The organism is Gaiella sp. (assembly GCF_057140465.1).
Genome location: NZ_DBNHWK010000035.1, coordinates 1 through 21131 on the forward strand (window position 1 = coordinate 1; position 21131 = coordinate 21131).

At 72.6% G+C, this 21131-nt stretch carries 18 protein-coding genes; 8 read left to right on the forward strand and 10 right to left on the reverse strand.

What is annotated here, in order from left to right:
• Window positions 1-967: MFS transporter (locus AC162C_RS05265; protein WP_484096631.1), on the forward strand; the 967-nt coding region annotated here is incomplete at its 5' end.
• A gap of 8 nt (window positions 968-975) precedes the next feature.
• On the opposite strand, the gene AC162C_RS05270 is transcribed toward AC162C_RS05265, so the two are convergent.
• Both AC162C_RS05270 and AC162C_RS05275 read right to left on the reverse strand, forming a co-directional pair.
• Complete coding sequence (locus AC162C_RS05270; protein ID WP_484096632.1) at window positions 976-2784, reverse strand: ABC transporter ATP-binding protein; 1809 nt, start codon at window positions 2782-2784, stop codon at window positions 976-978.
• Entirely contained in the window at window positions 2781-4541 is a 1761-nt protein-coding gene (locus tag AC162C_RS05275; RefSeq protein WP_484096633.1) for an ABC transporter ATP-binding protein, read from the reverse strand. The genes AC162C_RS05270 and AC162C_RS05275 overlap by 4 nt, the downstream gene beginning before the upstream one ends.
• Window positions 4542-5104: 563 nt before the next feature.
• Between AC162C_RS05275 and AC162C_RS05280 the strand changes: the two genes are divergently transcribed.
• Complete coding sequence (locus AC162C_RS05280; RefSeq protein ID WP_484096634.1) at window positions 5105-5332, forward strand: hypothetical protein; 228 nt, start codon at window positions 5105-5107, stop codon at window positions 5330-5332.
• A gap of 26 nt (window positions 5333-5358) precedes the next feature.
• Here the strand turns inward: AC162C_RS05280 and AC162C_RS05285 are convergent, their stop codons facing one another.
• The gene (locus AC162C_RS05285) at window positions 5359-6339 is read right to left on the reverse strand and encodes an aldo/keto reductase (RefSeq protein ID WP_484096660.1); all 981 of its coding nucleotides are present in this window, start codon (window positions 6337-6339) and stop codon (window positions 5359-5361) included.
• A gap of 120 nt (window positions 6340-6459) precedes the next feature.
• Window positions 6460-7374, reverse strand: coding sequence for a 3'-5' exonuclease (locus AC162C_RS05290; protein ID WP_484096635.1), 915 nt, complete (start codon window positions 7372-7374; stop codon window positions 6460-6462).
• Between the two features lie 220 nt (window positions 7375-7594).
• On the opposite strand from AC162C_RS05290, the gene AC162C_RS05295 reads away from it, so the two are divergent.
• Window positions 7595-8248, forward strand: a complete 654-nt coding sequence (locus AC162C_RS05295) for a hypothetical protein (protein ID WP_484096636.1) — start codon at window positions 7595-7597, stop codon at window positions 8246-8248.
• A 101-nt stretch (window positions 8249-8349) separates the two neighbouring features.
• On the opposite strand, the gene AC162C_RS05300 is transcribed toward AC162C_RS05295, so the two are convergent.
• The 3 genes from AC162C_RS05300 to AC162C_RS05310 all read right to left on the reverse strand — a co-directional run bounded on the left by AC162C_RS05300 (window position 8350) and on the right by AC162C_RS05310 (window position 9589).
• Window positions 8350-8871: a hypothetical protein gene (locus AC162C_RS05300; RefSeq protein ID WP_484096637.1), complete on the reverse strand. Its 522-nt coding sequence runs from the start codon at window positions 8869-8871 to the stop codon at window positions 8350-8352.
• A gap of 120 nt (window positions 8872-8991) precedes the next feature.
• Window positions 8992-9180 (reverse strand): hypothetical protein, encoded by a 189-nt coding sequence (locus AC162C_RS05305; RefSeq protein ID WP_484096638.1) that lies wholly within the window; start codon window positions 9178-9180, stop codon window positions 8992-8994.
• Window positions 9170-9589, reverse strand: a complete 420-nt coding sequence (locus tag AC162C_RS05310) for a phage holin family protein (RefSeq protein WP_484096639.1) — start codon at window positions 9587-9589, stop codon at window positions 9170-9172. Before AC162C_RS05310 ends, AC162C_RS05305 begins: the two co-directional genes overlap by 11 nt.
• Window positions 9590-9938: 349 nt before the next feature.
• Here AC162C_RS05310 and AC162C_RS05315 point away from each other — a divergent pair, with 349 nt between their 5' ends.
• Both AC162C_RS05315 and AC162C_RS05320 read left to right on the forward strand, forming a co-directional pair.
• Window positions 9939-10700, forward strand: coding sequence for an ABC transporter ATP-binding protein (locus tag AC162C_RS05315; protein ID WP_484096640.1), 762 nt, complete (start codon window positions 9939-9941; stop codon window positions 10698-10700).
• 2 nt (window positions 10701-10702) lie between these two features.
• Complete coding sequence (locus AC162C_RS05320; RefSeq protein ID WP_484096641.1) at window positions 10703-13264, forward strand: ABC transporter permease; 2562 nt, start codon at window positions 10703-10705, stop codon at window positions 13262-13264.
• A gap of 405 nt (window positions 13265-13669) precedes the next feature.
• On the opposite strand, the gene AC162C_RS05325 is transcribed toward AC162C_RS05320, so the two are convergent.
• On the reverse strand, window positions 13670-15049 hold the full coding sequence (locus tag AC162C_RS05325) for a sensor histidine kinase (RefSeq protein WP_484096642.1): 1380 nt from the start codon (window positions 15047-15049) through the stop codon (window positions 13670-13672).
• Window positions 15050-15413: 364 nt separating this feature from the next.
• Here AC162C_RS05325 and AC162C_RS05330 point away from each other — a divergent pair, with 364 nt between their 5' ends.
• Window positions 15414-17336 carry an ATP-binding protein gene (locus AC162C_RS05330; RefSeq protein ID WP_484096643.1) on the forward strand — a complete coding sequence of 641 codons (1923 nt, stop codon included), beginning with the start codon at window positions 15414-15416 and terminating at the stop codon, window positions 17334-17336.
• Here AC162C_RS05330 and AC162C_RS05335 read toward each other — a convergent pair.
• Window positions 17312-17596 carry a nickel-binding protein gene (locus AC162C_RS05335; RefSeq protein WP_462973975.1) on the reverse strand — a complete coding sequence of 95 codons (285 nt, stop codon included), beginning with the start codon at window positions 17594-17596 and terminating at the stop codon, window positions 17312-17314. The genes AC162C_RS05330 and AC162C_RS05335 overlap by 25 nt on opposite strands.
• Window positions 17597-17734: 138 nt before the next feature.
• Here AC162C_RS05335 and AC162C_RS05340 point away from each other — a divergent pair, with 138 nt between their 5' ends.
• Complete coding sequence (locus tag AC162C_RS05340; RefSeq protein ID WP_484096644.1) at window positions 17735-19060, forward strand: acetamidase/formamidase family protein; 1326 nt, start codon at window positions 17735-17737, stop codon at window positions 19058-19060.
• 24 nt (window positions 19061-19084) lie between these two features.
• Here the strand turns inward: AC162C_RS05340 and AC162C_RS05345 are convergent, their stop codons facing one another.
• The gene (locus AC162C_RS05345; protein WP_484096645.1) at window positions 19085-19327 is read right to left on the reverse strand and encodes a MoaD/ThiS family protein; all 243 of its coding nucleotides are present in this window, start codon (window positions 19325-19327) and stop codon (window positions 19085-19087) included.
• A gap of 187 nt (window positions 19328-19514) precedes the next feature.
• Here AC162C_RS05345 and AC162C_RS05350 point away from each other — a divergent pair, with 187 nt between their 5' ends.
• On the forward strand, window positions 19515-21017 hold the full coding sequence (locus tag AC162C_RS05350) for a hypothetical protein (protein WP_484096646.1): 1503 nt from the start codon (window positions 19515-19517) through the stop codon (window positions 21015-21017).
• Window positions 21018-21131: the final 114 nt, after the last annotated feature.

A 21131-nucleotide genomic window follows, 5' to 3' on the forward strand; every position in this document is an offset into this window, starting at 1 on the left:
GGCCGCGATGGGGGCGTCGATCGCACTCGCCGCCGTGACGCTCGGGGGCGTCGCGTCGCTGCCCGTCGTGTACGCGCTCGCGGCGCTCGGCGGCGTCACGATCGTCGTCGACGCGCCGGCCCGTCAGGCGCTCACCTATCGGCTCGTGGGGCCACGCGAGCTGCCGAACGCCGTCGCGCTGAACTCCGGCCTGCTCAACGCCTCCAGGGTGATCGGGCCCGCGCTCGCGGGCGTCGTGATCGCCGCGGCCGGCACGGGCGCGTGCTTCGTCCTCAACGCCGTCAGCTTCCTCGCGGTGCTCGCCGCGCTCCTCATGGTGCGAACGGACGACCTCCACCCCGTCGACCCGGCGCCGCCGGTCTCCCTCGCGAGCGGGACGCGTGAGGGGATGCGGTACGCCTGGACCGCCGTCGAGGTGCGGGCCGTGCTCACCGTGGTCGTCGTGACGGGCCTCGTCGGCTTCAACTTCAACACGCTCGTGCCGCTGCTCGCCGCGGACACCCTCCACGTCGGGGCCCGCGCGTTCGGGCTCCTGTCGGCGGCGTTCGGGATCGGCGCTCTCGCCGGAGCGCTGGCGTCGGCCACGCTGCGCGGTGCGAGCTGGAGCACGTTCGTCGCCGGGGGCGCGAGCTTCAGCGTGCTGCTCCTCGTGCTCGCACCGGTCCACGACGCCCGGCTCGCCGGCGTGCTGCTCGTCGGCATCGGCGCCAGCTTCTCGCTGTTCGGTGCGAACGCCAACGCCCTCGTGCAGCTCGCCGCACCCGACGCCCTCCGGGGCCGGATGATCGGCCTCTACCTCTTCGCCTTCGTCGGCCTCGCGCCGCTCGGCGCCCTCCTCGCAGGGTGGCTCGTCACGCTCGGCGGCACCGAGCTGGCCTTCGCGGTCGCCGGCCTCACGGGGCTCGTCGCGATCGCCGTCGCCTCGAGAATCAGGGCCCTTCCCGCCGCGGCGTCCGCTCCGGCCTGACCGGGCGGCTACGCGACGTCCTCGGCCCAGTCGCCGTAGAGGCGCCGGTAGAGGCCGTCGGCGGCGATCAGCGCCTCGTGCGTGCCCTGTTCCGCGACGCGCCCGTGCTCGAGCACGACGATCAGGTCGGCATCGCGGATCGTCGACAGCCGGTGCGCGATCACGAAGGCCGTGCGGCCCACCAGGAGCTGCCGCAGCGCCTGCTCGATCTGCCGCTCCGTGCCGATGTCGACGGACGAGGTCGCCTCGTCGAGGATCAGGATCCGCGGGTCGGCGAGCAGGGCCCGCGCGAACGCGAGCAGCTGGCGCTGCCCGAGCGAGAGCCGGGCGCCGCGCTCACCGAGATGTGTCTCGTACCCGTCCTCGAGCTCGGCGACGAACGCGTGCGCGCCGACCGACCGGGCCGCGGACTCGATCTCGGCGCTGGATGCGCCGGGCCGGCCGAACGCGATGTTCTCGGCGACGGTGCCGCCGAACAGGAACCCCTCCTGCGGGACGATCCCGAGCTGGCGCCGCAGGGAGTGCTGGGTGACGGTCGTCAGGTCGTGGCCGTCGATCGTGATCCGGCCCTGGACGGGGTCGTAGAAGCGCGCGAGCAGCTTCGCGATCGTCGACTTGCCGGCGCCCGTGTGGCCGACGAGCGCGATCGTCGTGCCCGCGGGGACGTCGAGCTCGAGCCCGTGCAGCACCTCGGGGAGGTCGGGCCCGTAGCGGAAGCGCACTCCCTCGAAGCGCACGTGCCCGTCGATCGGCGGCAGGTCGCCCGCGTCGGGGAGGTCGCGTACCTGCGGCTCCTCGTCGAGCACGCCGACGATCTTGTCGAGCGCGGCGATCGCGGAGAGGAACGTGTTGTAGAGCTGTGAGAGCTGCTGGACGGGGTCGAAGAAGTTCGAGACGTAGAGCGCGAACGCGAAGAGCGTGCCGGCGCTCATGTCCCCGTGGTACACGAGCCAGCCGCCGTAGCCGAAGACGATCGCGATCGCCGCCGACGAGAGCAGGTCGACGGTCGGGAAGTAGATCGCGTTGAGGAGGACCGTCTCCTGGTTGGCGGCGCGGTAGCGGTCGTTGACGCCGCGGAACGCCCGCTCCTGCACCGGCTCGCGCGCGAACGACTGCACGACGCGCATCCCGGCGATGTCCTCGGCGAGCGTCGCCGTCACGAGCCCGAGCCGCTCGCGGACGTTCCGGTAGGCCCGGTTCGACCGGCGCCGGAACCAGGCCGTCGCGATCGTCATCAGCGGGAGCACCGAGAGCGTCGCGAGCGCGAGCCGCCAGTCCAGGAAGAAGAGGACGACGGCGCTCCCGGCGAGGAGCAGCGTGTTCTGCACGAGGCTCGTCACGCCGTCGGTCACGAGCTGGTCGAGCGCCTCGACGTCGTTCGTGATCCGGCTGACGATCACGCCCGCGCGGTTGCGCTCGTAGAAGCCCATCGACAGTCGCTCGAGGTGGCGGAAGAGGCGGCTCCGGAGGTCGGCGAGCATCCGCTCTCCGACCCAGCCGGTGAGGTACGTGTTCGCGGACGACAGGCCGAGAGCGGCGACGGCGGCGACGAGGAACAGGCCGACGACCGCCGTCAGCCGGCCGAGGTCGCCCTCCGCGATGCCCTGGTCGATCGCGAGCTTCGCGAGATAGGGGGGCGCGAGCGCGACGACCGTGTAGGCGAGCAGGGTCGAGAGGGCGAGCGCCGTCCGGCCGCCGTACGGCAGCGTCAGCCGCGCGAGCAGCCCGAGCCGCCGCCGGGTGCGTTGCCACGACCAGTCCTCGACGGCGCTCCCCCGCTCCTGCGTGAGGTGGCTGCCCGGCTGCCAGACCCTCATGCCGTCTCCTCGAGGATCCCGCCGATCAGGCCGTGCTCGTACAGCTCGCGGTAGACGGCGCTCGTCGCGAGCAGCTCCTTCTCGGTGCCACGCGTCGCGATGCGCCCCTCCTCGAGCACGACCACCTCGTCCGCGAGCTGGATCGTCGACAGCCGGTGGGCGATGATGATCGTCGTCCGCCCGCGCATCGCCTCCCGCAGCCCCGCGCGGATCCGGGCCTCGGTCGTCGCGTCGACCGACGCGGTGGCGTCGTCGAGGACGAGGATGCGCGGGTCGACGACGAGCGCCCGGGCGATTGCGAGGCGCTGCCGCTGACCACCCGAGAGCGTGATCCCACGCTCGCCGATCACGGTGTCGTAGCCCTGTGGCAGCGCCTCGATGAACCCGTGCGCCTGCGCTGCCCGTGCAGCCCGCTCGACCTGCTCCGCTGTCGCGTCGAGCACGCCGAAGGCGATGTTGTCGCGCACCGTCGCGGAGAACAGGAAGGGATCCTGGGAGATGACGCCGATCTGCCGTCGCAGCGAGCGGCGCGTGACGTCGCGGACGTCGACGCCGTCGACGAGGACGCGACCCTCGGTGGCGTCGTAGAACCGCGGCACGAGCGTCGCGAGCGTGGTCTTGCCCGACCCCGTGTGGCCGATCAGGGCGACGGTCGTCCCGGCGGCGATCTCCAGGTCGATCCCCTCGAGCACGGGGCGCCCGGGCAGGTAGCCGAAGGAGACCCCCTCGAAGCGGATCGCGCCGGGCCCGTCGGGGAGCGCGGCGGCGTGCGGCCGGTCGTCGACGCCCTCGGGCTCGTCGAGCACGTGGAAGATCCGCTCGCCGGCGGCGGTCGCCCGCTGGGCCTGCCCGATCCACATCCCGAGGCTCCGCAGCGGGACGATCAGCATCGCGAGCAGCAGGTTGAAGAGGAAGAACTGGCCGAGGGTGAGCGAGCCCGAGACGACCATCCGCCCGGCGGCGAGCAGCACCGCGGCCTGGGCGAGCAGCGGCAGGAACGACAGCAGCGGGACGTACAGCGCGCGCTGGCGGAAGGCGTGGACCGTGGCCCGGAAGACGCCGTCGGAGGCGCTGTCGAACGCCGCCTGGCGGCGCTCCTCCTGTGCGAACGCCTTCACCACGTGGACGCCGACGATCGACTCCTCGGCGACCGCCGCGACCTCGCCGAGCCGCTGCTGGACGTCGCGCAGCACCGGATGGGAGACGTGGCTGTAGCGGTACGCGACGACGACGATCACCGGCGTGATCGCGAGGGCGATCAGGGCGAGGCGCCACTCGACGACGAAGAGCACGACGGTCACCGAGACGACCGTGACCACGTGCTGGAAGAAGAAGATCAACCCGAAGCCGAGGAAGAACCGGACGGACTGGAGGTCGACGGTCGCCCGCGACATCAGCTGCCCCGTCTGGTGACGGTCGTAGAAGCCGAAGGAGAGGGCGAGCAGCCGTGCGTAGAGCTCCTCGCGCATGTCCCGCTCGATCCCGAGCGCCTGCCGGCCGGAGATCAGACGGCGACCCACCATCAGCGCCGCCTTCGCGATCCCGACCACGAGGATCGCGACCACCGCCCACGCGAGCGTCCCGGTGCCGCGACGCTGCTCGATGCCGTCGATCGTCTGCCCGACGAGGACGATGATCGCGATCGCCGCCGCCTGCGAGAGGACGGCGAGGACGGTCGAGACCGCGAGCGACGCCTTGTACGGCCGCAGGAAGCCGAGCAGCCGGACGAAGGTCACGCGATAGGGCGCACCGCTCATACCGACGAGGGTATCCACGTCGTGGAGCGCACCCCGCCCTCCCCGCGAGCGGTCACCCGTCGGTAGTTCCGGCAGCCGGGATCGGCGACAACCCCGATGCGCACCGCAGTGCCGGGTGTGAGGCTTGCGCCCGGGTGAAAGGTGTGTCGACGTCCGTGCCGCCCATCCTGGAGCACCGTCGCGTGGCCGTCTGCCCCGGGTGCGGCGAGGTACGCGCCCCCTCCGCGTCGGTGTGCACGCACTGCGGCGACGCGCGACCGGTCGTCGCGACGCCGCCGCCGGGGAGCGGCGCGGCCGAGATCGAGTACGTGTGCCCTGGCTGCGATCGCACCGTGGCCGCCAGCGACGCGCGGTGCCCTTCCTGCGGGCAGGAGTTCGACCTCTCCGTGGAGGGACGGGAAGCGCCGGCGCCGACCAGGCGCCCGGGCCCGCGCACCATGCTCGACGCGCTCGCCTCGGCACGACCGGACACGCCGGCCCGGCCGGCCGCGATGCGTCCGGCGCCCCGGCCCGGGACGCCTCCCCGACGTCGAGCGCCCACCGCTGCGAAGACGGCGTCGTGGATGATGGTCACGGCCGTCCTCGGATCGGCGGTGGCGGTCGCGATCGGCGGCGACGGCGGCCTTGTCCTCGCCGTGGTGATGCTCATCGTGTGGCTGGCGGCGTTGCTGGCCGGCATCGTCGGGCTCGTGCAGTCGGTCGCGCGTCGCTCCGGCGCCGGCGTCCTGCTGAGCCTCGTCCCCTACGCGCCGCTGCTCGCGGCGCTCTTCGTGATCGCGGCCGCCGACTGAGCGCCGGCCCACCCGCACCTCGCCGGTCAGTCGTGCCCCGAGACCGCGTGCGGGACGTACGCCTCCTCGAGGCGCTCGACCTCGCTCGCGTCGAGCTCGAGCGCTTCCGCGGCGAGCGCGTCGTCGACGTGCGACACCTTCGTCGCGCCGACGATCGGCGCCGTGACGCCCGGCTTGCCCAGGAGCCACGCGAGCGCGACCTGCGCCGAGGGCACCCCGCGGGCGGCCGCGACCTCGGTCGCCCGGTCGACGACCGCGAAGTCGATCTCGTGCACGTACAGCGAGTCGCCGAACGGATCCGTCTCCGAGCGCGGCGTCAGCCGCTCGCCGCTGCGGGTGCGGTTGCCCGCGAGCAGCCCGCGCGCGAGCGGGCTCCAGGGGAGGACGGCGACGCCCTGGTCGATGCACTGCGGGATCATCTCCCGCTCCTCCTCCCGGTAGACGAGGTTGTAGTGGTTCTGCATCGAGACGAATCGCGTCGTACCGCCTTCTGCGGCGGCGGCCTGCGCCTTCGCGAACTGCCAGGCGAACATGCTGCTCGCCCCGATGTAGCGGGCCTTCCCGGCCTTCACGACATCGTGGAGGGCCTCCATCGTCTCGGCGATCGGCGTCCGCGGGTCCCAGCGGTGGATCTGGTAGAGGTCGACGTAGTCCATCCCCAGCCGCTGCAACGAGGCGTCGATCGAGGCCATCACGTGCTTCCGGGAGAGGCCGCGGCCGTTCTCGCCCGGCATCGTCCGCCCGTGCACCTTCGTCGCGATCACGAGCTCCTCGCGCGAGAGGAGCTTCGGCAGGACGCGGCCCGTCACGACCTCGCTCTCGCCGCCGTTGTAGACGTCGGCGGTGTCGAAGAACGTGATCCCGCCCTCGACCGCGCGTCGGACGATCGGCTCCGCCTCCGCCTCCGGGAGCGCCCAGGGACGGTCGGGATGGGCGCCGAAGCTCATCATCCCGAGGCACACGCGCGACACGCGAAGGCCCGTCCTCCCGAGGTTCACGTACTCCATCGACCACACCTCCCTGCTGACCGGGAACACGGACAACCTAGTCGACGCGACCGTGCCGGACGCGCCGCACCCGGCGTGCCGCGGCCCCGGGGCCGGGAGCGGTCGAGCCGACGGGGGCGCTCAGGCCGTCCGGGCGAGCCGGTGGTGGTCGTCCGTGAGCCGTTCGAGCTCGTCGAAGACGTCCTGGACCTGCTCACGGGTGAGCGCGTCGACGTCGGCGACGCCGGTGACCCGGGCGACGAGGGCGACCACCTGGTCGCGGTCGACGCTGCCGTCCGGGCGCAGCATGCGGGCGGATCGGGCCATCCCGAAGACACGGCGGACCTGGGGCTCCGATGCCGGTCGTGTGTCGCCGCGCGACCGCATCCGCAGGTACCGGGCGTCGTCGAGCCGGACGCTCTCCGGCGCGATCCCCGCGGCGAGCACCGCGCGCAACAGGGCGGCGGTGGCGACGACGTCGCCGAGCGCCTCGTGCGCCTCGTCGAGCACGATCCCCCGGCGCGCGCAGATCGACGAGAGGCGATGGCTCGACTCCCGCGGCTCGAGCAGGCGGAACGCCTCGAGGGTGCACGCCACGCCCGCCGGGTGGAACTCGACGCCGCTGCGCGAGAACGCCTGCTGCAGCATCGCGAGGTCGAACCGGGCGTTGTGGGCGACGAACACGAGGCCGTCCAGCAGCGCGAGCAGCGTGTCGGCGATCCCCGTGAAGGCCGGCGCACCGGCGACGCCCTCGTCGGTGATCCCGTGCACCGCCGTCGCCTCGGCGGGGATCGGTCGCGACGGGCGGACGAGCGCCGTGTAGCGACCGGTCTCGAGCCCGTCCGCGTCGAGCCGGATCACGGCGAGCGAGACGATCTCGTCGACGGCGGGGTCGGTTCCCGTCGTCTCGCAGTCGAACACCGCGTACCCGGCCGGAACCGGGACGTCCTCCCGTGCGCACGCGACGCCGGGGAGCTCCTCCGGCCGCAGCGGCCCGCGGAGCCCGGACGGGGCTCGAGCGTGATCGACGTCGGTGACGCTCGCTCTCGCTCCCATGAGCCGAGGATGTCTGCCGGATCGGACGGTACGTGCACTCGTGCCGGTCCATCCCCGGCCGCGGACCGCACGCCCGGTGACGACCAGGACGGGGCGCAGGGCGCCGGCCCAGGTGATGTCCCTCGCCAACTCTCTCCTCGCGCCTGTCGACGACGGGTCGCTTGCAGCACCCGCTCGACACCCTGTTCTCACGTGGGGTCGGGTGATAGGGTCGCGCGCCTTGACCGAGGAGAGCACCGTCCGCACGGTTCCGCGCCCCTCGTGGTGGGCGGCTGTCGCACTCGTCGTCGGCGGGGCGTGGCTGGTCGTCGTGTGGCCGGTCTTCACGAGCCTGCACGGCCCGACGTCGGTCGACGAGGGCGGTGAGCTGTTCGGCGGGGGCGTGTTGTTCTGGGGCAGCCTGATGGAAGGGCCGTCGGGCGTGCTGATCGCGGTCGGGCTGGCCGGGTCGTACAGGCTGCTCACCGGAGACGGCGGTCGCAGGGCAGAGGTCGGATTCGCACTTGCGATGTTCGGGCTCCTGATCCCGACGACCGTCAACCTGGCCTTCCAGGGACAGGTGCCTCCGGTGCTTGCGCCCGTGTTCGGGGCCGGCCTGATCCTGATCGCAGCGGGCAATCGATCGGGGTCGTGGCTGACGCGCTTCGACCGGCGGCTCCTGCTGGGGCAAGGGGGCATCCTGATCTACTCCGGCCTGTGGTTCCTCGCCGTTCGCCCCGATGTGCTCGACCGGATCGACGGCTACCGGATCTACGGTGCCGTCGCGGACGTGCTCTTCGGCGTCGGCTGGATCCTCCTCGGCGCCAGCCTCATTGCGCACAGGCGAGATGTCGAGGCGGCCGAGCCGGCCGCGACGGCTGCTGCCGATCCCTGACCCGATGCAGCGAACCGACCATGCAGCGGCTCGTGTCTCCGGCGCCATGCCCGCGCGCTCGTGCACGGAATGCGGGTCTCGTCGGGCGTGTCGCGGCGAGGCTATCGAGTCGCCGGGGCCGGCAGCGTTGCGCTGCGCCTCGGCAGCGTGAGTGCGAGGGCCGCCGCCGCGAGCCATGTGGCCAGCAGGATCGGCCCTCCCGCTGCGACGTAGGCGATGATCCCCGCGAGCGTCGCCGCCGGGACGAGGGCGAGGAGACGGTGTCCGCGGCGGCCCTCGTACGCGACGGCCACGGTGAACGCGAGGAGGCCGAGAAGCCCGATCGCCGTGGTCAGCACGAACCCGAGAAACGCCCATTCCATCCCCAGGCCGTCCTCCACGATGTTCACGACGCTCCCCACGGCGAAGGCCACGGCCGGAATCAGCGACACTCGGAACACGCCTCTTCCGCCGACGAGCCGTGCATACGCCGGGCAGGCGACCGCGAGGCAGAGGATCGCGCCGCTGAACCCGATCACGTACGGCCACTCCGTCTGGGTGCTGGACTCCTCGTAGCCGGGGTCAGCGATCACCCAGTACGCGAGGTTGGCGATTCCCGTGAGTGTGAAGACCCCCGTCCGCAAGCGGCCGGAGTATACGAATGCGCGGGGCGAGCAAGAGCCGACGCGCCCTCGGGACGACGAGTTCGCTCAAGGGACGTTTCCGCCCCCTCGCGCAGCCGGGCGTCCGAGCGTCGACGTCGCCTAGCGGCGGGTCAGGCGCCGAACGACGGCGATCGCCGTCGCCGCTGCGAGCACACCGCCCACGATCGCCACGGAGGCCCGCTTCGCGGCAACGGCCGCCCGCAGGTCGCCGAGGGCGGCGACGAGCTGCTCCCGCTCCTCCCCCAGCTCGTGGCGGATCTCCGCCTCGGTGCGCTCGTCACTCCCCATCGGCGCCTCGCAGGGCCTGCCTCGTGCGGCGGGCTTCCTCGATCGCCTGCTCCGGCCGGAACGGTGTGCCTTCGCGCAGCAGCGCCTGTGATGCGAAGCCGAGGGCGACGACGAGGACGAGCAGCATGCCGAGCACGATCAGCAGGGCGAGCCACCAGTCCACCACGAGCGCGAGCGCGGCGGCGACGGCGGCCAGCCCGAAGCCGAGCGCGAAGAGGGCGAAGACGAGCGCGGCGACGGCGAGCGCGGCACCGGCGCCCATGCTCTGGCCCTTGCGCTCGAGCTCGGCCCGCGCCAGCTCCCGCTCGAGCCGCACGAGGGACCGCGCGTGCGCGACAACGCGTCGCGCCGAGGCCTTGATCGCCGGCGGCCGGCCGGCCGCGGCACCGGAGCCCGGCGCCGGTGTCACGGGCGCTGCCACTGCTCGACCGCGCCCGATCGCCTTCCGCTCAGTGCGTCCACGCGCGCCACCTCCTGCTGCAGCTTCCCCCGGGTGCCTGCCACACGCATCGGGGGCCGACACCGTTCTCGATGTGACGAACTACGGAGCACGCCGCCACGCCCGACGCCTCCCGTGTCGGGGCGGGGGCACCGATCTGGGCGGAGAGTATTTTCACGTACGACGGCTCGGGAATTTCCCTGATGCCGCGCCCGGACACGACCTGAATGGTTGGCTCCATCCACATCCGGCACGGGCCGGGCGGTGATGTGTACCACGGCCGAGACCGGAGGAGGCGTCGGACCGCCTGGAGGCCCGGATGATCGAGCTCGAACAGCAGCAGCAGCAGAGACCGGACACCGCTCACGTGATGATCCGGTGCGCGGACCTGCACCGGCGCTTCGGCGAGGGCGCGGCCGCCGTCGATGCGCTCGCGGGAGTCTCGCTCGAGTTCCCCCGGGGCGAGCTGACGGCGATCGTGGGACCGTCCGGGTCGGGGAAATCGACGCTCCTGCACATCCTCGCGGGGCTCGACCGGCCGACCGACGGCTCGGTGTGGATCGACGGGGTCGAGGTCACGGCCCTCGACGACCGCGCGCTCACGAACCTACGTCGCGACAAGCTCGGCTTCGTCTTCCAGTTCTTCAACCTCGTGCCCGTCCTGACGGCCGAGGAGAACCTCGTGCTGCCCGTGAAGATCGCCGGCGAGCGCCCCGACTCGCAGCGCGTCGAGAGCCTGCTCGAGACCGTGGGGATGACGGACCGGCGGACACACCGGCCGTCGGAGCTCTCGGGCGGGCAGCAGCAGCGGGTCTCGATCGCGCGCGCGCTCGTGACACGGCCGGCCGTCGTGTTCGCCGACGAGCCCACGGGAAACCTCGACTCGAAGTCGGGCTCGGACGTCCTCGGCCTCCTGCGGCGAGCGGTCGACGAGTTCGACCAGACCGTGGTCATGGTCACGCACGACCCGCGGATCGCCTCCTACGCCGACCGGGTGATCGTCCTCTCCGACGGCGTCGTCACCCACGACGGTCGGGTGCAGTCGGCGGACGAGGTGCTGGCCCTGATGCAGGTCGAGTAGCCATGCTCGCCCTCACACTCCACGGCGTCGTCGCGCGCAAGGTGCGCGGGATCCTCACGGCCCTCGCGGTGTTCTTCGGCGTCGCGATGATCGCCGGCACGATGATGCTGACCGACTCGGTCAACAACTCCTTCGACGACATCTTCAGCGAGTCGAACAGCGGCATCGACGTCAGCGTCAAGACCAGGGAGACGATCGAGGACTCCCGCGGCGCCCTGCCGCCCGCCTTCGACGCCGGGGTGCTCGCGAGCGTTCTCGCGGTCGACGGCGTCGCCGAGGCCGCCGGTACGATCTTCGATCCGACGGCCTCGGTACTCGACGAGACCGGGCAGCGCGTCGGACCGACGGGCCCACCCCACTTCGCGACCTCGGTCGTACCCGAGCGGTTCAGCCCGTGGCGGTACGTCGAGGGCCGCCCGCCCGAAAGCGCCGACGAGATGGCGATCGACAACTTCACCGCCGACCGGGAGGGCTGGGGCGTCGGCGACTCGGCCCGGGTCGCCGGGACGGGGGGAGCGCAGGAGTACACGATCTCCGGTGTCGCCCAGTGGGGCTCCGGCGTCGAGCTCCTCGGCGCCAGCCTGGCGATCCTCACCCTGCCGGAGGCGCAGCGGCTGACCGGCAAGGAGGGTCGGCTCGACGAGGTCGCGGTCGCAGCCGAGGAGGGGGTGTCGCCCGAGGAGCTGAAGGTCGCGATCCAAGCGGCGATCCCGGCGTCGCTCCAGGCGCTGACCGGTGACGAGAACGCCGCCGAGGAGTCCCAGGGGTTCAAGGAGGGGTTCGGCTTCATCTCGAAGGCGTTGCTGGTCTTCGGCGTGGTCGCCCTCTTCGTCGGAGGCTTCATCATCTTCAACACGTTCTCGATCACGGTCGCCCAGCGCACGCGCGAGTTCGGGATGCTCCGCACGCTCGGCGCCCACCGCCGCCAGGTGCTCGGGGCCGTGGTGCTCGAGGCCGTGATCGTCGGCCTCGTCGCGTCGGCGCTCGGGGTCCTCGGCGGGATCGGCTTCGCCGAGGGCATCACCGCGTTCTTCGCCGCGTTCGGGCTCGGCCTGCCCACGAGCGGCCTCGTCCTGTCTCCCGGCACCGTCGTGATCGCAGTCGTCGTGGGTGTCACCGTGACCGTCGTCTCCTCCCTCGTGCCCGCGCGCCGTGCGACCCGGGTGACCCCGCTCGAGGCGATCCGCGAGGGAGATGACCGTCGCTCGCGCTCCCGCCGCCGCACGCTGGCCGGGCTCGTGCTCGTCGGCCTCGCGGCGCTGCTGGTCGCGTTGGGGATGTTCGCGACCACGAGCCTCGGCTCGGCGTTCCTGTTACTCGGCCCGGGCGTCCTCCTCCTCTTCCTCGGCGTGGCGCTCCTCAGCAGTCGCCTGATCGGGCCGTTGTCGGCGCTCGTCGGATGGCCGCTCGAGCACCTGGGTGGCGTTCCCGGGCTCCTCGCGCGCGAGAACACGCAGCGCAACAAGAGCCGGACGGCGACGACCGCGGCCGCCCTCATGATCGGCCTCGCGCTCGTCGTGTTCGTGGCCACCTTCGCGTCGGCGCTGACGAAGTCGGTCGATCAGGCGCTCGACCGGCAGTTCGCGGGCGACCTCATCCTCAACAACAGCGACGGCGGGTTCCTGCGGATCCCCACGCAGGTGACGGAGGCGATCCGCGGGGTCGACGGCGTCGCCGTCGTGTCGCCGGTCGCGGGGAGCGACGCGCTCGTCGACGGCGTCTCGGGCACGCAGCCCGTGAACGGCATCGACCCCGACACCGTGGCCCTCGTCAGCAACCTCGACTGGCGCGACGGCTCCGACGCGACCCTCGCGACGCTCGGCGCCGACGGCGCGATCATCGAGACCGACTGGGGCGACGACAACGGAATCGCCGTCGGCGACGTGATCCGGCTCACGACGCCGCTCGGACGGAGCGTCTCCTACACGGTCCGGGGCAGTATCCGCGACGGGGCGAGCCTGCTCGTGAGCACGTTCGCCGTCCCGCGCGACAGCCTGGTCGACGCCTTCGGGGCCGACGGGGACGACTTCGCGCTCGTCGCCTTCGAGGACGGAGCGAATCCGGACACGGTGCGCGCGCGCATCGACGACGCCCTCGCCGCGGGCTTCCCGAACGTCGAGTCGCGCTCGCAGGCCGAGGTCAAGGCAGATGCCCGCCTGCAGGTCAACCAGGTCATCGCCATCGTCTACGCGCTCCTCGCGCTCTCGATCCTGATCGCGATCTTCGGCGTCGTGAACACGCTCATCCTCTCGATCCACGAGCGCACGCGCGAGATCGGGATGCTGCGCGCGATCGGCACCTCGAAGCGCCAGATCAGGCGCCTGATCCGGTACGAGTCGGTGATCACCGCCCTCATCGGCGCGATCATCGGCGCCGGCATCGGGCTCGTCCTCGCGGTCGTCTCCGTGCAGGCGCTCTCCGGCGAAGGCCTCGTCCTCTCGATCCCCTACCCGCTGATCGTGACGCTGCTGCTGCTCGCTGCGGTCGCAGGCGTGGCCGCCGCCATCGCCCCCGCCCGCCGTGCCGCGAAGGTGAACATCGTCGAGGCGCTCCTCTACGAGTGAGACGGCGGCGGCGGGCGCCGCGCAGTCGACACTGCTCAGCCGGTGATCGCGACCGCGCCCCGGGCGGGCCTTCCTCGACGTGGCGGCTCGCCACGGAGACCTCGTCCGGTACCCCGATCGATCACGGGCGTCGCCCCTCCGGCCTCCAGGAGCCCCGCGATCACGACCGGGTCGACCGGCCCAGAACGAATTCACCGAGCCGGTTGCGCTTTCGTCCACCCACCGCGCCGACCGTCCGCTTCCGCGTAGAGCCTTCGCGACGGGCTTCGACCTACTCGCGCCCCGTGCTCGGTGCACGCGGGAATCTACGGCCTCGCACACCCGCTGTCAACCGGGAACCGCCACCGGCGCCCCGGTCGTCCGTGCGGGCTCCGCCGCGCGACGACCGGCCGTCCTCGACGGCCGCTACGTACTCGAGCGAATGGGCAGCCGCACCTGGAAGCACGTCTCGCCCGGATCCGACTTCAGGTGGAGCTCGCCCCGGTGCTGGAGCACGATGCGCTGGGCGTGGTAGAGGCCGAGCCCGGTGCCCTGCCCGACGGCCTTCGTCGTGAAGAACGGGTCGAAGATCCGCGCCTGCTCCCCTTCCGGGATCCCGGGGCCGTCGTCGGCGATCTCGACGACGACGAACTCGCCCCGCCGCTCGGTGCGCAGCCAGATCGTGCCGTTGCCGTCCACGGCGTCGATCGCGTTGTCGACGAGGTACGTCCAGAGCTGGTTGAGCTCCCCGCCGGCGGCGTCGACCCGGGGCAGGTCCGGATCGAAGTGGCGCACGACCGACACGTCTCCCTGCCGCAGCTTGTTGGCGAGCACGGTCAGCGTCGTCTCGAGGCCCTCGTGGACGTCGACCTCCTGGCGCGGGGCCTGGTCGAGGAAGGCGTACTGCTTGACGGAGCCGACCAGCTCGGCGATCCGGCCGGTCGACCCGCTGAGCTCGCGGAGGACGGTCGTCGTGTCCAGGCAGGCGGCGGCGAAGCGGAGGGCCGGCTCCAGGTTCGCCGCGCCGACCGCGCCCTCGACGTGATCGACGAACGTCGCGTCCCGACCGACGGCGCAGATCGCGTACGCGATCTCGGACGCGTCGGGCACGCTGGCCCGCTCGAGACGGTCGATGACGTCCGACTCCCGATCGGCGCTCTCGAGCGCCCCGAGCGTCCGGGGCTCCGCCTCCGGCGTCCCGGAGACGAGGGCGACGAGGCGTCCGAGGCCGTCGGGCGGCACGCCGGCCGCGACGAGCGCGTCGAGCGCCGCCCACCGCGTCGCCTCGAGGTCGCGGAGGACTTCCGCCGACCGGGCCGCCGCCGAGGCGGGGTTGTTCAGCTCGTGCGCGAGCCCGGCCGCGAGCGTGCCGAGCGACGCGAGCTTCTCCCGCTCCTGCCCCATGCTCTGGAGGTTCTGCGCCACCACGTCCACCGTGCGGATCAACCGACGGAGCACAGGTGGGTGGCTCGCGACGAGGGCGGTGAACGTCTTCGCGTCCACCTCGAGGAGACTGCAGGGGGTCGTCGCGTACGTGCCCGCGCGGAAGGGGATCCCGGTGAGCACCGAGGTCGTGGCGATCGTCCCCCCTGCCTCGTGGGTGGTCAGGAGGAGCTCCTGCGACCCGACGCGCCTCGACGTCTCGAGCTCCCCGTCGAGGAGGAACCAGACGCGGTCGGCGATCTCACCCTCCTCGAAGAGCGCGTCCCCGGGGGCCAGCTCGATCTCGCGCCCCGCCCGCGCGAGCTCCCCGACTTCCTCGTCGGTGAGCGCCTCGAGCAGGGGAAAGTCACGGAGCTCGACCATCGCGCGAGCGTAGACGATCGACCCCCTCGCCCGCGGCGTGGCCGTTCCCGCCGGCCACGGAGATCTCGGGGCGCTCGGACGCGCACACCCGGCCGAGAAACGAATTCACCGAGCCGGTTGCGCTTTCGTCCACCCACCGCGCCGACCGTCCGCTTCCGCGTAGAGCCTTCGCGACGGGCTTCGACCTACTCGCGCCCCGTGCTCGGTGCACGCAGGAATCTACGGCCTCGCACACCCGCTGTCAACCCCGAACCGACACCGGTCACGACCCGCGTCCCCGGGGCACCGTCGCATCCCGGCACCCAGACGACGGCGAACGCGCCACCCGGGCCGCGGGCGGCGTCGTTGTGCCCATACTGAGCCGGTGACGGATCTGCCGACGGGGACGCTCACGCTCCTCTTCACGGACATCGAAGGGTCGACGAGGATGCTCGACGAGCTCGGCGCGCAGGCATACGCGCGCGTGCTGGCCGAGCACCATGCACTGATCCGCGAGTCGTTCGCGGCGCACGGCGGCCACGAGCTCGGCACCGAAGGAGACGCGTTCTTCGTCGGCTTCCAGACCGCGGGGGCGGCGCTCGCGGCCGCCGCCGACGCGCAGCGGGCACTCGCCGCGACCTCGCTGCGCGTGCGGATGGGGCTGCACACGGGGGAGCCGCTGCAGACGGACACCGGGCTCGTGGGGATGGCCGTCCATCGGGCGGCGCGGATCCAGGGGCTCGCCCACGGCGGTCAGGTGCTGATCTCGGCCGTCACGCGGGATCTCGTCGAGGAGCTCCCACCCGGCGTCGCGCTCCGCTACCTCGGCGAGTTCCCGTTGAAGGACTTCGACGAGCCGGAACGCCTGTGGCAGGTCTGTATCGACGGCCTGTCCACGGACTTCCCCCCGCCCCGCGCGCATCGCACGTCCTCCGCCGGCGGCCTCCCCGTCGGGCTCGAGCGGCTCGCCCGGGGGCCGTTCGTCGGGCGGGAGGACGCACTCGTGCGCCTCGAGCGCGCGCTCGCTGACGCCGGCGAGGTCCAGCACCCGACCGTCGTCACGCTCACCGGGGAGCCCGGGATCGGGAAGTCGCGCCTGCTCGCCGAGTTCGGCGTCCGCGCGCACGCCGCCGGACACGAGGTGCTCTACGGGGCGGCCTCGCCCGAGTCGTTCGTCCCCTACGAGGTCTTCGTCGCGGCGCTCTCGGATCGCGTCCGGTCGTCGCTCGACGAGCTCGACCCCGGCGGCGCCGAGCTCTCGGCCGAGGAGCGGCGGTACCGGCTCTTCGACCGCGTCGCCTGTCTCGTCGGCGACCTCGGGGAGACGCAGCCCGCAGTGCTGCTCCTCGACGACCAGCACTGGGCCGACACCTCGACGACGCATCTCGTGCGGCACCTCGTCCGCTCGTCGCGCACCCGCGGCTGCCTCGTCGTCCTCGGCTTCCGCGAGGCGGAGCTCGAGGGGACGCCGCTGGAGACGCTGGTCACGGACCTGCACCGCGACGCCCCCCTGACGCAGATCGCGCTCTCGGGCCTGACGGCGTCGGAGATCGAGCCGCTCGTGGAGGCCTGGGGCGCCGGCCGCGCGCTCGACGCGGGCGCGCTCCTCGCACGCACGAACGGCAACCCGTTCTTCCTCCGGGAGCTGCTCCGGGCGGTGGCGGACGGGCAGGAGAGCCTGGACGCCGTTCCCGAGGGCGTGAGGGCGGTCGTGCGTCAGCGTATGAGCAGGCTGCCGGCCGACGACGTGTCGCTGCTCGGGGCGTGCGCGGTCGCCGGGCCCGTGTTCGACGTCTCCCTCGTCTCGTCCGCGATCGGGCGCGAGTGCACCGGCCCCCAGCTGGCGGACATCGTCGACAGCCTGCTGCAGGCGGGCCTCGTCGACGAGACCGACGACCACGCGCACCTCCGGTTCACGCACGCGCTGATCCGCGATGCGGTGTACGAGAGCCTCACCGGCGCGCGGCGGACGTCGCTCCACCTCGCGCTGGCCGAGGAGCTCGAGCGGCGTGTCGGGGTCTCCCCCGGCCCGCACTCGGTCGAGGCCGCGCACCACTTCCACGAGGCCGGGTCCGAGCGGGCGGTCGACCACTCGATCGCGGCGGCGCAGTGGGCGACCGACCGTCTCGCGTTCGACCAGGCGTTCCTGCTCTACACGCGCGCGCTGCGCTCACTGCCCGAGGACGATCCCCGCCGGGGCGAGCTGGCGAAGAGCATCGGCCTCACCTTCCAGCTGCAGACGCACGCGACGATCGACGTCGGCTCGGTCCGCAGCGCCGGCGATCAGGCGCGGAGCTCGGCCGGGTAGATGTCCCCGACGAGCTCGTGGATGCGGACGATCGTGTGTCCGCCGAGCTCGCTCGAGTGCTCGTACACGCGTTCCTTGCTCGGGGCCTCGTACACGCAGTAGCTCGTGACGAGCCCGGTCTCGTCGGTGCACACGTGGCTGTGCTCCCACGTGACGTCGGTGAACTCGTCCTGGACGAGCTGCTTGGAGCGCACGAGGACGGCCTCCATCGCCTCCGCGCTCATCGGGTCGAACTCCCGCTGCACGAGGTACCGCGGCATGCGCCGAGGATACCGAGCGCGCTCTTCGCGCGTGGCCGTTCCCTGACCCCGACGGGCCGCGGGGCCCCGGCGACGACCCTGCCGCCGGGTGGTGCTACGGTCGCTCGAGCGTCCCACTTCGCATCGAGGAGGTCAGCCATGGCTGTCGACGAGAGGGCACGGACCCGCGAGGGAGCGGAGACCGTGTTCGTCGATCGGTTCTGCGACGGGATCATCGGGCCGGGCACGGAGATGCTCGGGCCGGTGCGCGACGGCGGGCACATCGTCGCGAACACCGCCCCCGGTTGCTGGGGGCCGATGATCACGCCGGCGATCAAGGGCGGGCACGAGGTGACGCTGCCGGTCGCGGTCGAGGGGGCGGAGGTCGGCGACGCCGTCGCCATCCACATCCGCGACATCTCGGTGACGTCGATCGCGACGGCGTCGGGCAACGACCGCTGGGTGGAGGGTCGCTTCAACGGCGACCCCTACTGCGCGAAGGTCTGCGCGTCGTGCGGCGCCGAGGACGAGCCCACCGTCGTGGAGGGCATCGGCCCCGACGCGGTGCGGTGCGCGGCGTGCGGCGAGCCGGCGGCGCCGTTCGCGTTCACGAACGGGTACACGATCGCGTTCGACGACGAGTGGCGCGTCGGCGTGACGGTCGGCCGCGAGCAGGCCGAGGCGTTCGCGGCGGACGCGTACACGGCGGCGGCGCTCCCGGAGCGCTCGATCCAGAACCCGATCCTCCTGTTCGCGCCGCACGACCTCGTGGGCGTCGCGACGCGCCTGCGGCCCTTCATGGGCCAGCTCGGGACGACACCCGCCGTCGACATGCCCGACTCGCACAACGCGGGCGACTTCGGCTCGTTCCTGCTCGGGGCGCCGCACGCCCGCGCCGTGACAGCCGACGACCTCGCCCACCGCACCGACGGGCACATGGACATCGACGCGGTGCGGGCCGGAGCGGTCGTGATCGCGCCGGTCAAGGTCGCGGGCGCCGGCGTCTACCTCGGCGACATGCACGCGATGCAGGGCGACGGCGAGATCGCCGGGCACACCTGCGACGTCTCGGGCACGGTCACGTTGCAGGTCGACGTGCTGAAGGGGCTCGAGCTGGACGGGCCCGTCATCCTCCCCGTCGCCGAGGACCTGCCGTTCCTCGCACGACCGCTGTCGGCCGCCGAGCGGACGCGCGCCACCGAGGTCGCCGCCCGCCACGGCGTGGAGCTCGAGGACCTGCTGCCGATCTCCGTCGTCGGCACGGGGCCCGACCTCAACAGCGCCGTCGACAACGGGCTCGCCCGCGGCGCCGCGCTGCTCGACCTGTCGGTGCCGGAGGTGAAGAACCGGGCGACGATCACCGGCGCGATCGAGATCGGGCGCGCGCCGGGCGTGGTGCAGGTGACCTTCCTCGCGCCGGCGTCGCGGCTCGCCGCCCGCGGGCTCGAGGAGCTCGTCCGCACGCACTACGACATGCCCGCCTGAGGAGTGCGAGGCCGGTCGCGGGCGCTACCCGCCTGCGACCGGCACGAGCACGTCGAGCTCGTCGCCGTCGGCGAGCGCGTGCTCGTGCGGCACGATCGTCCCGCCCGCGACGACGGCCAGCGTCTGCGTCGCGTCGCAGTCGACCTCCGCCGATCGGGCGACGGCGTCGAGCAGGTCGGCGACGGTCGCCCCCGCGTCGAGGTCGAGCGACTGCCGCGTCCCGAGCCGCTGCGCGAGGGAGCCGGACAGGCGCACGGTCACGCGCATGCGCCGAGGATAGCCCGGTGCACCGGCGCGTAGGGCACGATGGCGGACATCGTCAACCGGTCATCACGCTGCGCTACCACTATCCGGCGAGCGTTGCTCGCGACGACCCGCACCACGCCCCGGGATCGGACGAGCCCACGTGCCTTCGGCGACTCGTGACCGGCCCCCCCGACGGGACTTCACCGCCGTGCAGCTGAGCCCGCGCGTCCTCGTCGGGCTCGCCGTCGTCGTCACCGTGGCGGCGTTCCAGCTGTGGCTGTCGCCGGGCAACCCTCCGGGGTTCATGCGCGACGAGGCGGCGCTCGCCTACAACGCGTACACGATCGGGCACGAAGGCAGAGACGAGGACGGCGCCCGCTTCCCGCTCTACTTCACGTCGTTCCTCGACTACAAGAGCCCCGTCTTCGTCTACACGCTGGCCGGGGTGTTCCGGGTCACGGGCGCGCACAAGGAGGTCGCCCGCGGGCTCGCGGCCGTGTGCGTGCTGGCTGCGATCCTCCTGCTCGGGTGGCTCGCCTACCGGAGAACCGGGCGGGCGGTCGTCGGGGTCGTGATCGTCGTCCTGGCGGGATGCACGCCCTGGCTCTTCGAGCTGGGCCGCGTCGCGTACGAGGTCTCGATGGTGCCGCTCTTCCTGAGCCTCGCGCTGCTCGGCGTCGAGCGAGCGAGCCGGCTCGGCCGTTGGAGCCCGATCACGGCATTGCCCGTCGCGGCCGCGCTCGGGGCGCTGACGTACGCATACGCCGGTGGACGGGCCCTGGCTCCGCTGCTCGCCGGTGCCCTCGTCGCGCTCCTCGGCAGGGAGCGGTGGAAGTGGGTGCTGACGGCCTGGCTCGGCTTCCTCGCGACCCAGGTGCCCCTGCTCGTCTACGTGCGCGCTCATCCGGGTGCCCTGACCCGCCGATTCGACGCGACGACGTTCGTCACGGACGACATGTCGGCGATCGGTGTCGCGGGACGGGCGATCGTCAACTACCTGCAGGACCTCCAGGTCTGGCACTACGTCGTCTCCGGCGATGTCAAGCCGTACATCCACACGGACGGAGCGGGCGCGTTGCTCGGGGTGTCCCTCGCGCTCTCGATCGGCGGCGTCGTGCTGGTGCTCGCGCGCCAGCGATCGGATCCGTTCTGGCGCTTCGCCGTGGCGGCGCTCGCCGTGTCGCCGATCCCGGCTGCGCTGACGATCGACCGCTTCCATGCGATCCGGCTCGTGCCCTTCGCCGTGATGCTCGTCGTCGTTGCGATCCCCGCGGTCGCGTTCGTGATCGAGGCCGCGTCGCGAGCGATGTGGGCGCGGGCCCTCGCCCTGTGCCTCGGCGTCGCGGCGGCGATCCAGTTCGGGCTCTTCGTCGACAACTTCCAGCGGAACGGGCCGCTCCGCACCGGCCCCTTCGAGGCTGGTGTCCCCGAGTTGCTCGAGCGGGTCTGGGCCGACGGAGGCACCGTCTACATCGACTACGACGACCGCGCGCCACAGGCCCTGGCACGGTGGTACGCGCTCGAGCGGGGCATCGAGGAGTCTCGCGTCGTCCGCCTTCCCGACGGCGGAGTGCCGCCGGTGGGGGCGATCGCCTTCGGGCGCGACCAGGAGTGCGACTACATCTGTGGGCGCTTCGCGGAGTCGGGCGACTACTGGCTCGCGCGGATGATCGCCCCACGCCCGGCCGAGTCGGACGCCCCCGAGAGCTAGACGACGCGGCCTTCGGCGGCCGTGCGACCTGTCGCATGCGGTCCTCGGCGATCGGCCGTGGCCTCGTGTGCCGCGGGCACGTCCGCCACCGGATCGACGCGGCGACGACCGGGC